This is a genomic window from Thioclava arctica, from assembly GCF_040892615.1.
GTDB classification, from domain to species: Bacteria; Pseudomonadota; Alphaproteobacteria; order Rhodobacterales; family Rhodobacteraceae; genus Thioclava; species Thioclava arctica.
In genome coordinates this window covers 564,128-576,432 of sequence record NZ_JBFRYC010000001.1, presented here as the reverse complement: position 1 = coordinate 576,432, position 12,305 = coordinate 564,128, and the positions used below count along the sequence as shown (strand labels likewise).

General features: G+C 60.5%; 12 protein-coding genes. 4 read left to right on the top strand and 8 right to left on the bottom strand.

From position 1 onward, the window contains the following. Nucleotides 1–205 precede the first annotated feature (205 nt). From modA to modC, 3 genes are read left to right on the top strand one after another with little or no spacing between them, the layout of a single operon-like run. Nucleotides 206–949, top strand: a complete 744-nt coding sequence (gene modA / locus AB4874_RS02905) for a molybdate ABC transporter substrate-binding protein (protein ID WP_368390854.1) — start codon at nucleotides 206–208, stop codon at nucleotides 947–949. Next, nucleotides 946–1,644 (top strand): molybdate ABC transporter permease subunit, encoded by a 699-nt coding sequence (modB, locus tag AB4874_RS02900; RefSeq protein ID WP_368390853.1) that lies wholly within the window; start codon nucleotides 946–948, stop codon nucleotides 1,642–1,644. The genes modA and modB overlap by 4 nt, the downstream gene beginning before the upstream one ends. Next, nucleotides 1,637–2,725, top strand: a complete 1,089-nt coding sequence (modC, locus tag AB4874_RS02895) for a molybdenum ABC transporter ATP-binding protein (RefSeq protein ID WP_368390852.1) — start codon at nucleotides 1,637–1,639, stop codon at nucleotides 2,723–2,725. The genes modB and modC overlap by 8 nt, the downstream gene beginning before the upstream one ends. 51 nt (nucleotides 2,726–2,776) lie before the next feature. Here modC and AB4874_RS02890 read toward each other — a convergent pair whose 3' ends face one another. From AB4874_RS02890 to AB4874_RS02870, 5 genes are all read right to left on the bottom strand, one after another. Beyond that, nucleotides 2,777–3,211: a cytochrome o ubiquinol oxidase subunit IV gene (locus tag AB4874_RS02890; RefSeq protein WP_295536645.1), complete on the bottom strand. Its 435-nt coding sequence runs from the start codon at nucleotides 3,209–3,211 to the stop codon at nucleotides 2,777–2,779. Beyond that, on the bottom strand, nucleotides 3,208–3,852 hold the full coding sequence (locus tag AB4874_RS02885) for a cytochrome c oxidase subunit 3 (RefSeq protein WP_295536648.1): 645 nt from the start codon (nucleotides 3,850–3,852) through the stop codon (nucleotides 3,208–3,210). The genes AB4874_RS02890 and AB4874_RS02885 overlap by 4 nt, the downstream gene beginning before the upstream one ends. After that, entirely contained in the window at nucleotides 3,849–5,918 is a 2,070-nt protein-coding gene (locus AB4874_RS02880) for a cbb3-type cytochrome c oxidase subunit I (RefSeq protein WP_295536651.1), read from the bottom strand. Before AB4874_RS02880 ends, AB4874_RS02885 begins: the two co-directional genes overlap by 4 nt. Beyond that, nucleotides 5,915–6,769, bottom strand: a complete 855-nt coding sequence (locus tag AB4874_RS02875; protein WP_295536654.1) for a cytochrome ubiquinol oxidase subunit II family protein — start codon at nucleotides 6,767–6,769, stop codon at nucleotides 5,915–5,917. The genes AB4874_RS02880 and AB4874_RS02875 overlap by 4 nt, the downstream gene beginning before the upstream one ends. 552 nt (nucleotides 6,770–7,321) lie before the next feature. Beyond that, entirely contained in the window at nucleotides 7,322–8,050 is a 729-nt protein-coding gene (locus tag AB4874_RS02870) for a Crp/Fnr family transcriptional regulator (protein ID WP_368390851.1), read from the bottom strand. Nucleotides 8,051–8,397: 347 nt separating this feature from the next. On the opposite strand from AB4874_RS02870, the gene AB4874_RS02865 reads away from it, so the two are divergent. Then, the gene (locus AB4874_RS02865; protein ID WP_295536660.1) at nucleotides 8,398–8,808 is read left to right on the top strand and encodes a response regulator; all 411 of its coding nucleotides are present in this window, start codon (nucleotides 8,398–8,400) and stop codon (nucleotides 8,806–8,808) included. 22 nt (nucleotides 8,809–8,830) lie between these two features. Here AB4874_RS02865 and AB4874_RS02860 read toward each other — a convergent pair whose 3' ends face one another. The 3 genes from AB4874_RS02860 to AB4874_RS02850 are packed head-to-tail and all read right to left on the bottom strand — an operon-like array spanning nucleotide 8,831 to nucleotide 12,103. Continuing rightward, nucleotides 8,831–9,676: a CpsD/CapB family tyrosine-protein kinase gene (locus AB4874_RS02860; RefSeq protein WP_368390850.1), complete on the bottom strand. Its 846-nt coding sequence runs from the start codon at nucleotides 9,674–9,676 to the stop codon at nucleotides 8,831–8,833. A gap of 16 nt (nucleotides 9,677–9,692) precedes the next feature. After that, entirely contained in the window at nucleotides 9,693–11,201 is a 1,509-nt protein-coding gene (locus AB4874_RS02855) for a GumC family protein (RefSeq protein WP_295536665.1), read from the bottom strand. Then, entirely contained in the window at nucleotides 11,201–12,103 is a 903-nt protein-coding gene (locus tag AB4874_RS02850) for an ExeA family protein (RefSeq protein ID WP_368390849.1), read from the bottom strand. The genes AB4874_RS02855 and AB4874_RS02850 overlap by 1 nt, the downstream gene beginning before the upstream one ends. Nucleotides 12,104–12,305: the final 202 nt, after the last annotated feature.

Sequence of the window (12,305 nt, the reverse complement as noted above, 5' to 3'; positions counted from 1 at the left end):
GGTGCGTATCGCGATCCTGAATGGCTACACCGCCCTTGGCATCCCCGTCACGAAAAAGGTGGGGTGAATCCGTCTGGGGAAAGGGGAACTATGTCCGGCAGCTGATTTGTGCAACAGAGTCGGCGGGCGAAAAGCGGCTTGTCATAGATATACAGTATGCAATATGTTCTCTCAAACATATCGGCTTTGCAAAAGGTCTGCGCCCATGATCCGGTTCCTCGCTCTGTTGTTGTTCTCCCTCGGTTTTGCCCTGCCCGCGCGCGCTGGTGAGGTAACGGTGTTTGCCGCCGCCTCGATGAAGACGGCGCTGGATGAGTTGGCGCAAGGCTGGGAGGCGCAGACCGGCAATGTCGCGCATATCTCTTATGCTGGATCGGGGGCGCTGGCGCACCAGATCGCGGCCGGGGCGCCCGTCGATATCTTTATCTCGGCCAATCCCGGCTGGATGGAGGTCGTGGCCAAGACGGGCGATATCAAGGCGCGCGAGGATTTGCTGGCCAATCATCTGGTGGTGATCGCGCATGATGAAAGCGCCCCCCCCGTCACGCTGTCCTCCGAGCTCGATCTGAAAGCCTTGTTAAAGGGCGGCAAGTTGGCGATGGCGCTGGTCGATGCGGTGCCTGCGGGTCAATATGGCAAGGCAGCGCTCGCGCATTTCGGGCTCTGGCAGGGCATCGCCCCCGATGTGGCACAGGGCGACAATGTGCGCGCCACGCTGATGATGGTGGCGCTCGGGGCCGCGCCCTATGGCATCACCTATGAAAGCGATGCGGTGGCCGAACCGCGCGTCCATGTGGTGACGACCTTCCCCAAGGGCAGCCACCCGCCGATCCGCTACCCCGCCGCGCGCCTGAGCGACAGCCAAGCTGCGCGCAGTTTTTATGCCGCGCTGCGTACCCCCCAAGCCGCCAAAATCTTTCGCGCCCAAGGGTTCGTGGTTCTGCCGTGAGTTGGCTCTCGCCACAGGATTGGCAGGCGGTGACGCTATCGCTCAAGGTGGCGGGGGTGGCCACGGCCTGTTCACTGCCGCTGGGCGTCGCGGTGGCCTATGCTTTGGCACGCGGGCGCTTTGTGGGGCATGGATTGCTTAACGGGATCGTACATCTGCCGCTGATATTGCCCCCCGTTGTGACGGGCTATCTGCTGTTGATGGGCTTTGCGCCCAATGGGGTGATCGGGGCGGCGCTGGCGCGCATTGGTATCCGGCTGGCCTTTGACTGGAAGGGGGCGGCGCTGGCGGCGGGGGTGATGGCATTCCCGCTGATGGTGCGTGCGATCCGGTTGGCGATCGAGGCGGTGGACCCTAAGCTCGAGGCGGCGGCCTCCACGCTGGGAGCGTCGCGGTTTTGGGTCTTTGTGAGCGTTACGCTGCCGCTGATCGTGCCCGGCATTATTGCCGGGGCGATCACCGCTTTTGCCAAGGCGATGGGCGAATTTGGCGCAACGATCACCTTCGTGTCCAACATTCCCGGCCAGACCCAGACCCTGCCGCTGGCCATCTATAGCGCGTTGCAGGTGCCCGGTGGCGAGGGCTCTGCGGTGAAGCTGGTGGTGATCTCGATCACGCTGGCCTTGGGCGCGCTTTTGGTCTCAGAGGCTTTGGCCAAACGGGTTGCCGCCCGGATTGCGGGGCGCGATGCTTGAGATTGCGCTCAAACATCGGTTCGCGGGCTTCACGCTGGATCTGGCGCTGAACGCGCCGGGCGGGATCACCGCGCTGTTTGGCCATTCGGGCGCGGGCAAAAGCACGGTGGTGAATGCGGTTTCGGGGCTACTGCGCCCCGATTGGGGGCGCATTGCGGTGGGGGGCGATGTGGTGCTGGACACAGAGGCGGGCATCAACCTTGCCCCCTATCGCCGCCGCATCGGCTATGTCTTTCAAGAGGCGCGGCTGTTTCCCCATCTCGACGTGCGCGCGAACCTGAATTACGGCGCACGCTTTGCCGCCCCCGGCCCCGGCGTGATCCGCTTTGATCGCGCGGTCGAGATGCTTGGGCTTGGCGCGCTGCTGAATCGGCGTCCCGGCGCGCTGTCGGGGGGCGAGGCCGCGCGGGTGGCTTTGGGGCGCGCGCTGTTGTCCAAGCCGCGCATGTTGCTGATGGACGAGCCGCTGGCAGCGCTCGACAGTGCGCGCAAAGCCGAGATCCTGCCCTATTTCGAGACCCTGCGCGATGAGGTCAAGCTACCGATCCTCTATGTCAGCCATGCCCCGGCCGAGGTCGCGCGGCTGGCCAGTTCTGTCGCGCTGCTTGAGGACGGGCACCTGCGCGCCTTTGGTCCGGCGCGCGATGTGCTGGCCGACCCGGGCGCGGCGGGGGGCTTTGGCGGACGCGCGGCGGGAGCGCTGATTTCGGGGCGGGTCGTGGCGCAAGACAGCGATGGTCTGGCGCGGGTCGAGACGGCGGGCGGGGCGATTTTCCTTGAAGCGCCGAGCGCCCCGATCGGTGCGCAATTGGGGCTGCAAATTCACGGCGCGGATGTGACGCTGGCGCTGGCGCGGCCCGAGCAGGTCTCGGCGCTCAATATCTTGCGCGTCACGGTGCTGGCGATCGGCGCGCCCGACGGCCCCTCGGTTTTCGTGCAACTGGCGCTGGGGGAGGAACGGCTGTTGGCGCGCCTCACCACGCGCTCGGTTGCCGCGCTTGGGTTGCGCGCGGGACTGGAGTGTCATGCAATGATCAAGGCGGTGTCGCTCGCCTCGCAAGACGTCACGCAGCGCGCATGAAAAAGGGCGACCCGAGGGCCGCCCTTTCCTGATCTGTTCGAGGTCTGGCTCTTAATTGGAGCCCGACATCTCCTTCATCCCCGTCGCAGGGGCCTGCGTAGCAGGCGTGCCCATATCGGTGACCATCGGCGTAGACATCTTGCTCATGTCGCCCATGCCCATCCGGCTTGCCAGATCGGCCAGCACCCAGACCGTGCCTCCCGCCAAAATGATCACGATCAGGAACGAGAACATCACCAGATACAGATCGCGACGCGATTCCATCGAGAAATCGAGGTGCATGAAGGCCCAGAACTGGATCACAAGCTGGGCGATGCCCAACAGGCCAACCGTGCCCCAGGCGACGCCGGGAAACAGCCCGCCCGCGACGATGACCAGAGAGGCCAGCGTCAACACCACCGACAGGCCAAAGCCCCAGCCATAGCGCGCGATATCGCGTTTATATTCGGCGCTATCCATGCCGAGATCAGAAGAAACCGCACTCATGACAGCACCCCCATCAGATAGATTTTCGTAAACAGCGCGATCCACACGATATCAAGCATGTGCCAGAACAGGCCCAGACGCATCAGACGGGTTTTGACCAGCTCGGTCATGCCCATCGTTTTCATCTGAACGATCAACAGAAGGCCCCAGATGATGCCGCTGGTGACGTGCAGCCCGTGCATCCCGACCAGCGCGTAATAGGCGCTCAGAAAGCCCGAGACCTGCGGCGTGTTCCCCTCGATCCAGAACTCGTGGAATTCATAGAGTTCAATCCCAAGGAAGATCGCGCCGAAGATCAGCGTCACCACAAGCCAGCCGATCGTGCGGCGCATGGTGGCATTGTATTTCATGCCCAGCGTGCAAATCCCGAAGGTGAAGGTCGAGATCAACAGCGCCATCGTCTCCACCGTCGGCAGCCCAAGGCTGAACAACTGATGCGGGCTGGGGCCGCTGGCGATGCCATGCCATTCGGCATCGGCATAGGTTGCGATGAACAGCGAGAACGCGATGAGGTCGGACATCAGGAAAATCCAGAAGCCGAAGATCACCGTCCCCGATTTGTCATGACCATGGGCGTGGCCGTGGTCGTGACCCTGATCGCTGGGGGCATGTGCCCCCAGATTGGTGGTTGTCGCACTCATACTGCTTTCTCCATATCGAAGACCAAGCCACGGTTCTTAGTGGTGAATTCGTCATCAAGGCTGACTTTGGGGGTCGTCTCGACGACATGCTTGTGACGCTCGTAATCGGCACGCAGCTCCTCGGCGGTGACGGTTTTTTCCCAATCCGTGTCATAGGAGCGGATCAGCACCAGCACGAACATCGCGATCCAGCACAGCGCACCCAGCCACCACATTTCAAAGATCAGGCCAAAGGCGCCAACGGTTGCCACCATCGCGACCAAGAACCCCATGGAGGTGTTTTTGGGCAGGTGGATGTCGACGAATTCGGTCGGCTCCATGACGCGCAAACCGCGCTCTTTCGCCTCGACCCAGGGCTCACGGGAGGTGATGTTAGGGATCGTGGTGAAGTCATGTTCGGGCACCGGGCAACCCAGCGACCATTCCAGACCCCGGCCATCCCACGGATCGCCCGCGGGCACCATCAGGCTTTCGCGATTCTTGATCGACACCCAGACCTGAATGACCTGCGAGGTCAAACCGCCCAGCACCGCAAGCGCACCAACCATCGAGACTAACAGCCACGGCAGATAGGCCGGGTCGGTAAAGAAGGCCATCCGGCGCGGCGCCCCCATCAGACCGATCGCATAGAGCGGCATGAAGGTGAGGTAAAAGCCAACCATCCACAGCCAGAAGCTGCGACGCCCCCACGTTTCGTCCAGACGGAAGCCGAACGCGAGCGGGAACCAGTAGTTGATACCCGCGAACATCCCAAACAGCAGGCCCGGAATAAGCATGTTGTGGAAGTGCGCCACCAAGAACAGCGAGTTATGGGCTGCAAACGAGATCACCGGGTTGGCGAGCATGACGCCCGTAATCCCGCCGATCACGAAGGTGAACATGAAGCCCGCCGAGAACAGCATCGCCGTCGAGAAGCGCAGTTTGCCGCGCCACATCGTGAGCATCCAGTTATAGACTTTCACACCCGTGGGCACGCCAATCGTCATCGTAGCGATGCCGAAAATTGCGTTGAGATGCGCGGTCTGACCCATCGTGAAGAAGTGGTGAACCCAAACCGTAAAGGACAGCACCGCAATCGCGACTGTCGCCCAGACCAGCGAGGTGTAACCATACAGCTTCTTGCCCGAGAAGGTCGGGATGACATGGCTGAACACACCAAAGGCCGGCAGGATCAGGATGTAAACTTCGGGGTGACCGAACAGCCAGAACAGGTTGGCAAAGTTCATCATGTTGCCGCCCTGCGTGGCGGTGAAGAAGTGGAAGCCCGCGTGGCGATCCAGCGCCAGCATCACCGAGGCGACTGCCAGCGGCACCATTGCATAGATCATCAGGATCGCGGTGCACAGCGTCGTCCAGGCAAAGATCGGCATCTTCATCAGCGTCATGCCGGGGGCACGTTGCTTGTAGATCGTGACGGCAAAGTTGATGCCCGACAGCGTGGTGCCGATACCGGTCAGCATCAGCGACCAGATCCAGTAATCCACCCCCTCATTGGGCGACAGTTTGATGCCCGTGTAGGGCGGATAGGCCGTCCAGCCACCGGTCTCAAAATGGCCAACGACCAGCGAGGCCATGACCAGCGCCGCGCCGCCAACCGACAGCCACAGCGAGATCGCGTTCATGAACGGGAACTCCATATCGCGCGCGCCGATTTGCAGCGGCATCACCACGTTGATCAAGCCGATCAACAGCGGCATCGCGACAAAGAAGATCATGATCGTGCCATGGGTCGAGAACAGCTCGGCATGGTGTTCGACCGACAGAAAGCCCGGTGCAGGCGCAACCTGCTGAGCGCGCATCACGACCGCCTCCAGGATACCCCGGATCAGCATGATCGCCGCCAGTACGATATAGATCACACCGATTTTCTTGTGATCAAGCGTGGTGATCCAATGCGTCCAAAGCGGCTTCCACCAGCCCTTGACGGTCAGCAATACCAGCACCGCCAACGCGCCCAGCACCACGATCCCGCCTGCGGCGGCCGCGATACCGGTCGAGAGCGACGGCTCCTTAAAGAAGGGAACGATAAAAATATCGTCCCATTTGAGGCTACCAAGAATACTCATTGCGCGTCCCCTTGGGATTGATTTTGGGAAATATGAAGCTCGTTGCGAATGGCATCGTCGATCTTCTTTTGCTCGGGCGCGGCGTCGGGCAGAATTGCAGCCCCCCCCTCATTCGCGAGGTCCGGGTTCATCGACGCCTTGTCCCACCAGCCTTTGGGCGGAGCGTCAAAAATCTGCGGACCGTCCCAGGTCGCGACCTTTTTGAACTGGGTCAACAGATCGGCCCAAGGCTTGCGCGGCTCTTGCAAGAAGGCGTCATATTGAGCCTTGGTCACGACGTCGACTTCGAACTTGTCCAGCGGGAAAGCGGCGCCGTTGAACTGGCTGTTGAAGCCTTCAAGTTGGGCCAGTTCGCCGGTGGTCATGTTCATCTTGGTCTGCATGCCCGGCATGGCATAGATCTGCCCGGCCAGACGCGGAATCCAGAAGCTTTGCATCGCGCCTGTCGCGGTGATGTCAAACTCAACCGGAGTATTTTCAGGCAGCACGACCTTGTTCACACTCGCCATTTTGCCGGGGTAAATGAACATCCATTTCCACTCGGACCCGACAACCTGCACCTTGATCGGGTTTGCGCCCGTATGCTTGTAGGGGTCCTCAGAGATCGTGTTCATCCAGACAAGAACGCCCAGAATGACAACGGCCACACTGGAGCCGCCCCAGATCACGGCCTCAGCCAAGGTCGAGTGCGACCATTCCGGATGATAAGCCCCGGTGCCGCCCTTGCGGCGATATTTAATCAGGATCCACGGCAGGCCGATCAGGATCGGCAGGCACACCGGAAGCATCCAGAGAAAGAACACAATCATATGCGACTTTTCAGCCGCCGCGATGGGGCCGAGCGGTGACATGACCCCATTCTCTGCGCACCCCGACAACCACACAGCCGAACCCGCCAAAAGGGCGGGAAGGGTCAGGTGGCGCGAGCGCTGGTACAAGTTTTTAAACACCCTGGAATACCTTTCTATTCCCCATTCCGTCACACGTATCTGAAGGCGGTCTTACAGCCGTCTTACGCGCGATGAAATGTCACCTAGGGCAGGTTGTCGCAGGTCAATCAAACTTGACAAAATGTCGCACCTGAGCGTGGAACCTTTTGTTTTTAAATAACAAATCCTATCACGCGCCTGCGACACTCAATTTTTTTATCAACAAATTCAGGGGCGAAAGGTTGAAATCAGGGGCAAAAATACAGGCCATTGCGCCGAAACTCTCTGCCTTGTGATCTCGGCGTGATCATTCCGTGAAGATTTGAGCGTTCTCAAAGGGATGAAGGAGCAAAGTGACGCAGATTTCCCGCTTGCACCTCTTCGCGCCGCGTCCTCGCGAAAACAGACACAAAGCCCGCATATTCAGGGGCTCATCTGCGATGACAGACAAGCCTTTCCGCCGTACGTTCACCGTTACAGGTAGATGCGTTTTCTGATGACAGTTTCGTCAACCAAACCGACGCGAGCCAGTGCGTCGCGATCCGGCAGGCGCAACACGCCGTCGCGCCACTTGACCAGATTTTCGGCGCGCAGCCGCGAAAGCGTTTTATTGGTGTGCACAAGTGACAGCCCCAGCGCATCGGCCAAATCCTGTTGGCGCACGGGAAAGGGCATTTGCCCCCCCTTGACCAAGCCAGACTGCCCGGCGCGGTCCCAAACCGACACAAACGCCCAAGCCAGGGATTCGCGCGCCGAGCGCTGCCCGACCGAGATCAGAGCCTCGCCCAGAAAATGCTCTTCGCGTGCCACCTGCCATGTCAGCATGAAGGCGCGTTCGGGCATTTGCGAAAACATTTTCCAAACCTGAGCGCGATCAAAGACGCACAGGGTCACCGGGCTCAGCGCCTCAACCGCGTGGCTTGAGGCCCCCAGCATGATCGGCTCCAGCCCGATCAAATCCCCCGGAAACAGGAAATTCAGCACCTGACGGCGACCATCTTCCAGCGTGTGATAGCGCAGCGCCTGCCCTTCCAGCAAAGTGAAAAACCGCTGCGGATCGCTGCCCTCCTCCAAGATCGGCCGCCCCGCCTCAACTTGCAGTTCACCGACCCGGTGCATCTTGACGACGGCGCAGTCTTCTTTGGACGGAGCTTGAAAGCCGGGGTTTTCGGCAAAGGGGCAGATGTCACATTTGCGGGCCATTTGAACCTCATTGTATGTCAAATGTTAAACGTCAGGATCGCTCAAGCGGTTCCCTGCCTAAAAACCGCGCCACTTTCGTGAGGGATTTGGCCTACCTAGGCGGAATCGCGACGCGGATCGGCGGAAATCCGCAGGTTGTGCAACCCAAACAGGCGTTTGTCGCTTTTGCGAGACGTTCATGTCATAGATTAACGACACGGGCCGAGAAATTGGCCACTGTGCGGAAATCATTTCCCAAATTGGGGCGTGCTGCTGTCTTGGGGGTTTGTGATGACGTCTTCATGTGCTGAGACTTTTTATGTTCGCTCAGCCCTTGGCTGGGCGGCGTGCCTGTGCGGGGTCGTGTTATGAATGATTGCACACCTGAATTAAGCCATGCCGCGCGCCACCTAGATGGCACGGCGCTGATTCTTGAGGATGCGCTGATCGTGGCCTATGACGCGGCAGAGATGCTTAATGAGTTGGGCGCGCATCAGGTGCAAACCTGTGGCACACTGGACGAGGCCTTGCGCCTGATCGAGGGCGGGCTGGTGCCGACATTGGCGCTGCTTGATATTGATCTGGGGGGCGAGACCTCGCTGGACGCCGCGCTCGCGCTGGCGCGGCTGCAAGTGCCGATCCTGTATTCGACCGGCTATGACGAGGTCGAAGGCGCGATTGCCGATTTCCCCAGCGGCGCGATGCTGCGCAAGCCCTACACCGCCGAGGATATGTCAAAAGCCCTGTGTGGCATGGGGTTTTCACGGCGCCGTGGCTGAGGGTGCCCCATGCGAACGGGCGTTAACGGCCAGTCTCTGCGCCGTAACCATAGCCATATTGCGGCCCTGAAAAGTGGAACTTGTTGACCACGACGCCCATCACATTGGTGCGCTCAGCCAATTCGCGTTCGCAAATGTCGATCTCTTTGATCGTCGTCTCTTCGGTGGCTGCGATGATCAGTACGCAATCCACATGCGCCGCCAGCGCCAACGTGTCGTCGCTGACCAGAACGGGCGCGGTGTCAAACACCATCAGATCGGGCTGATACAGCGCCTCGATCCGGTCAAGCACCTGCGCACAGGTCTGCGACTGGATCAGCTCGGAGGGGTTTTCGACCGCCCGCGCATTCGTCGCAATCGCAAGGTTTGACCCGTAGCGACACGCATGCTCGCGCAGATCGGCACAGCCATCCAGAACCTCAGACACCTGCGCGCCACTGTCTAGCTGCAACATCCGCGCCAAAGAGGGGCGGCGCAGATCGGCCTCAATCAGCACGCTGAACAGCTCTTCCTGACGGGCCAGCGAAAACGCCAGATTGAGCGCAATCGTCGATTTCCCGCAGCTTGCCGAGGGCGAGGTGATCGCCAGACGTTTCCAGCCATTGGCGCGCATCTGCTGCAAGATCTTGGTGCGCATCAGATCAAACGGAGCGGCTTCGGCGCGCGGCTCGGTGGTGACGATCCGCGCCGCCTCCATCAGCCGTGGCGAGGGCGCCCAAGGATCAAACGCTTGCCACGCCGCCCCCGAAACGCCCGGGCGCAGCGTCATCGTGGCACGTTCGCTGGCGCGTGGGCGCAGCTCGCTCAGAGGTTTGCTCTCGCGGCTTGCGCGGGCTTGGGCGATCGCATCGCGCAGTCGTTCTACCATGGCTCCGCCCCCTCTCTTAAAACACCAGATCGAGCGGCTTGTAGAGCACACCCACCAACACCACCACCGCGATCAGCGCCAATCCCACCGCCCCCGAGGACAGCACCAGACGACGCCGTTTCAACGCCTTATCCGCCGCCGTGCTGACATAGGGCAGCGTGGCAAACGCGGTGATGCCCAGTTTGGAGGTCAGGTCTTCGGGGCGGCGAATTCCGGGATTGAGCAGCTCAAACGCCACGATCACCAACAGCCCCAGCACAAAGCCCGCACCAAAGCCCGCCAGCATGATCGTCTTGCGATTGGGCTTGACCGGCGCGCTTGGCGCAACCGCCTGATTGATCACCGTCAGCCGCTCGCCCTTGGACAGCGATTCAATCGTGTCGCCGGTCGTGGCCATAGCACGCGCGCTGATCGCTTTGTCGTATTGATCGCGTAAATTGTCGTGATCAAGCTGAAGCGCATCCAGCGTCGCGGCATTCGCCGGCACGCGCAAAATATCGCTTTGGATGCGGCTATAGAGTTCGCGATTGGCCTGCATCTGCGCATCGGCGGTAAAGATATCGTCTTCCAACTCACGCAACCGCGCGTCAAAGGCATCGCCATTTTTCGGCATGGCGGGCAGCCCCTTGGAGCGCAGGCTGGCAATTTGTGCCCCCAGCGCGGCCAGTTTCGGGTCGTCTTGCGCCAAGACGGCTTGCAGCGCCAGTTGCTGCGCGCTCAACTGCGCCAGATTGCGCAGCTGCGGCGGGTAGATCGCATCCAGATTGACCTTGTCGCCCGACAGTTCATGGCGTCGGATCAGCTTGTCGCGCTGATCTTCCAGCGCGGTTTTCTGCGCGGTGATCTTGGCCCGCTCGCTCTGCAATTCCGTCGCCTGATCGCGCATGATATTCAGCCGCTCGGGCAGGGCTTCGCCGTTTTCCTGCTTGAACTTCAAGATCGCAGACGAGGATTTCGACAACTCCCCCGACAGCCGATCAGCCTCGCGGGTGAAAAAATCAAGCGTGTCGCGCGCAGATTTCGTGCGAATATCGCTGTCTTCTTTCAGCACGCGGGTCACCAACTCATTGGCAACTTGCGCCGCCTGCGCGGGGCGTCCAGACAGATAGGCGATTGTCAGAAAGGTCGCCTGTTCGGGCGCACGGCGGTCTTTGGTCTGACCGGTGATCTCGATCTTGATCGAATTGGACAGCGCGGCAAAGACAGCATCGGCATCGCGCGCGCCAGAATCGAGGCGCAGGTTCGAATAAAGGTTCATCCGCTTGGCAATATCAAGCAGGCTTTCGCGCGACATCACGCGCTTGCGGATCACCTGTAGTTTGGCGTTGGTGTCGGTCTGCACCGTGCTCGTCGCCAGCTTGTCGGGAATGCTATCGCCCTCAACCACCAAAAGCGCATCGGCCTCATAGATCGGGTTGATGGAGCGCGCCACCAGCAGCCCCGCTGCCGTGCCCAAAAGCGTCAGCAGGATCAGCCAGTGAATGCGGCGCAGCAGCATGTTGAGATAGAAACGCGCGCCTTGCATCACGCCCCTCCCTGCACCGCCGCACGCCCGGATCGGAATGTGCTTGCACCTGATACCACGCGGGGTTTGCCCTGCGCCTCGACGGGCAGATAAAAGACGTTGTCTTCGATCACCTTGTCGATGATCTCTGTGCTGACCTGATCAGAGCGCGCCGAATAGGCATAGACCATCCCCAGATCGCAAAGTTGGTTCATCAGCCGCGGGATGCCGCCGGTATAGGCATGCACTTTTTGCGCGGCCTCTGGGGTGAAAATCTCATGCGTGGCACCGGCCACCTCAAGGCGGTGGGCAACATAGGGCTGGGCGCAATCCGCCCCGATCGGCCCCAGATGGAACCCTGCCCCGACACGCTGCGCGAACTGGCGCAACTGTGGCTGGGCGATCAAATCGCGCAGCTCGGGCTGCCCCATCAGGATCAGCTGGACCAGCTCATCCTTGTCGGCGTTGATATTGGTGATCATGCGCAGCTCTTCCAGAACACCCGCATCAAGGTTTTGCGCCTCGTCGATCACCACGACCACGCGCCGCCCCGCCGCATATTCCGAGATCAGAAACTGCTGGAACCGGTCAAAGATCAGCACGTAATCCTCGCCCGGCGCGACCCGCTCACCCAAGGCCAGCATGATCCAGCGGATCAGATCCTCGCGCGTGCCGCGCGCATTAGAGACCAGCGCGATCGTGACGTTTTCGGTGATCGTGGCCATCAGATGACGCAGCAAGGTGGTCTTGCCTGCCCCCACTTCGCCCGTGATCAGCGTGATCGGCGCGCGCGAAAACAGCCCATATTCGAGCATCGTCGCCGCGTGCTTATGCTCGGGCGACCAGTAGAGGAACTCGGGATCTGGCAGCAGCGAAAACGGTCGCTCCTTCAGCCCGAAAAAATCGGTGTAAATCTCATCCATGCCTGTATCCGGGCCTTTGGCCTCGTTATCGTTCGCGCTTAATGAAGCGTAAATCGGTGGATTTCGCAACAAATGCTTGCATGAGCGGCGAAATATGCGGCGCAATGGCCTCAGTTTTCGTACCAAACGGGTATCAAAGGGGCTCCGTGCCACCCTGTGCCCCGAGAATGTCTTTATTGATCACCCATTTGTGGCTAATCTG

Excerpts from the sequence above, each read along its gene's own strand:
- AB4874_RS02860 (WP_368390850.1), bottom strand. The coding sequence starts at position 9,676 with ATGGTAGAACGACTGCGCGATGCGATCGCCCAAGCCCGCGCAAGCCGC.
- AB4874_RS02870 (WP_368390851.1), bottom strand. The coding sequence starts at position 8,050 with ATGGCCCGCAAATGTGACATCTGCCCCTTTGCCGAAAACCCCGGCTTT.
- modA (WP_368390854.1), top strand. The coding sequence starts at position 206 with ATGATCCGGTTCCTCGCTCTGTTGTTGTTCTCCCTCGGTTTTGCCCTG.
- modC (WP_368390852.1), top strand. The coding sequence starts at position 1,637 with ATGCTTGAGATTGCGCTCAAACATCGGTTCGCGGGCTTCACGCTGGAT.
- AB4874_RS02865 (WP_295536660.1), top strand. The coding sequence starts at position 8,398 with ATGAATGATTGCACACCTGAATTAAGCCATGCCGCGCGCCACCTAGAT.
- AB4874_RS02885 (WP_295536648.1), bottom strand. The coding sequence starts at position 3,852 with ATGAGTGCGACAACCACCAATCTGGGGGCACATGCCCCCAGCGATCAG.
- AB4874_RS02880 (WP_295536651.1), bottom strand. The coding sequence starts at position 5,918 with ATGAGTATTCTTGGTAGCCTCAAATGGGACGATATTTTTATCGTTCCC.
- AB4874_RS02855 (WP_295536665.1), bottom strand. The coding sequence starts at position 11,201 with ATGCAAGGCGCGCGTTTCTATCTCAACATGCTGCTGCGCCGCATTCAC.
- AB4874_RS02890 (WP_295536645.1), bottom strand. The coding sequence starts at position 3,211 with ATGAGTGCGGTTTCTTCTGATCTCGGCATGGATAGCGCCGAATATAAA.
- AB4874_RS02875 (WP_295536654.1), bottom strand. The coding sequence starts at position 6,769 with ATGTCACCGCTCGGCCCCATCGCGGCGGCTGAAAAGTCGCATATGATT.
- AB4874_RS02850 (WP_368390849.1), bottom strand. The coding sequence starts at position 12,103 with ATGGATGAGATTTACACCGATTTTTTCGGGCTGAAGGAGCGACCGTTT.